The sequence below is a fragment of the uncultured Campylobacter sp. genome (assembly GCF_938018145.1).
Classification (GTDB): Bacteria; Campylobacterota; Campylobacteria; order Campylobacterales; family Campylobacteraceae; genus Campylobacter_A.
This window is the reverse complement of sequence record NZ_CALIII010000078.1, coordinates 1-1,492: the sequence shown is the minus strand read 5'-3', so window position 1 is coordinate 1,492 and position 1,492 is coordinate 1. Positions and strand designations below refer to the sequence as shown.

The following is a 1,492-nucleotide window of genomic DNA, read 5'->3' as shown; positions in this document are numbered from 1 at the left end:
CCCTCACGGGTTAAAATTTTAAAGTTAAACTACGCCTATTCTGTCTGGAATATTTCTGCCGATTTTACTAAATTTAATCGTAAATTATGCTAATAAAGCATAGAAGTTTATTATTAAGTCTGCAAAAAGCGTACAAATTTAGTTATAATAGCTCTTAAATTTAAGCAAAGGACAAGCTTTGAATCAAATCGCTAAAACGCCCCAAGACGTCGTCGCCTTACTCATAGAAAAAAGGAAAGAATTTAACGATCCCAAAGAATTTATCGTATCGTTTGGCAAGGACGAACTAGGCGAGTTTGAGAAGCTAAACGGCGATATGGATATGAAGGTCGGCGACTTGCTTAGTATGAGTCAAAGCGTAGGAAGCTCGGTAGGCGAGTCGCTAAAGTCGGTCAAAAAATACTCCGCCGAGCTTATAAAAGCAAGCGATAAGATGAAGGAGAGCGGACTGGGCGCGAAATTTATAAATTTCTTGCTCGGCAAAGACCTAGCCGCCGAACTGGCTAGCAAATATCAAAGCGTGTCAAGCTTGTTTGAAGAAATCACGGCAAATTTAAAGCACTCCATAAATGTTTTAGAAGCTAGAAACGCAGAAATCTCCGAGAAGCAAAAGGAACTTTCACTCATCATAGAAAGTCTAAAAGGCAAGATAGAAATTTTAAGCAAAACAGACGAGCTCATCGAAAATTTAGCGGCAAATCAAACAGACGAAGAGCAGAAAAAATTTCTCCTCGAAGAGGCGCTATTTTACATCCGTATGCATCTGCAAAATTTGCGTCAAGTGCTAGTCGTGATGCAGCAAAGCCTCGCAAACTACGCTACTATCAAACACAATAACTCGCTTTTAAGTTTCGCCACGCAAAACACGATCACAACTAGCATCACGGCGCTAAAAACCAACGTCTATATCGCAAGTGCAGCGCAAGAAGGCAAGAAGCAGCTAAAAGCGGTTTCTGAGATGGACAAGCTCGCAAACGACGTCATCCTAAAAAACGCGCAGGACGTAAACGATACGGCAACAGACGTGATGGCAAAGGTCGCAGGCGGCGCGCTAGATAACCAAAACCTTGAAAAAGCGATAAATTTGATGATAGATTCGCTAGATAAGATAGAAAATTTCAAAAACGAGGCGCTACCTAAGATGAAAGAAAATATCGCTAAAATCGCGCAGATGAGTAAGACGCTGGAAAGCAAGGTAAATAAGCTCGAAAAGATCGAGCAAAGCGACGTGTATAGCATAGAGTAGAGTGGAGCAAAGGTCAAATTTGACCTCACAAGCGGCAAATTTAAAAACAAAAAGGTAAAAGATGGATCAATTTTTAGAGCTTCTTGGTAATAATCTCATATTTTCCGTTCCGCTGGCCATCGTTACGGTTTTTACCTTGCTTGAGATTATTTTGATGATGACCGGATTTTCGGTGCTTGAGCCGATAAACGGGCTATTTGACGGAGCCGAGGGCATCGACGCTCCTGGTACCGAGCTACTAGCGTG

At 41.6% G+C, this 1,492-nt stretch carries 1 protein-coding gene and 1 pseudogene; both read left to right on the top strand.

All coding sequences use genetic code 11. From position 1 onward, the window contains the following. The first annotated feature begins 178 nt into the window (after positions 1–178). Positions 179–1,246, top strand: coding sequence for a toxic anion resistance protein (locus Q0338_RS01720; RefSeq protein ID WP_298085252.1), 1,068 nt, complete (start codon positions 179–181; stop codon positions 1,244–1,246). A gap of 61 nt (positions 1,247–1,307) precedes the next feature. Beyond that, positions 1,308–1,492, top strand: a pseudogene (locus Q0338_RS01715) (hypothetical protein); the annotation flags it as partial.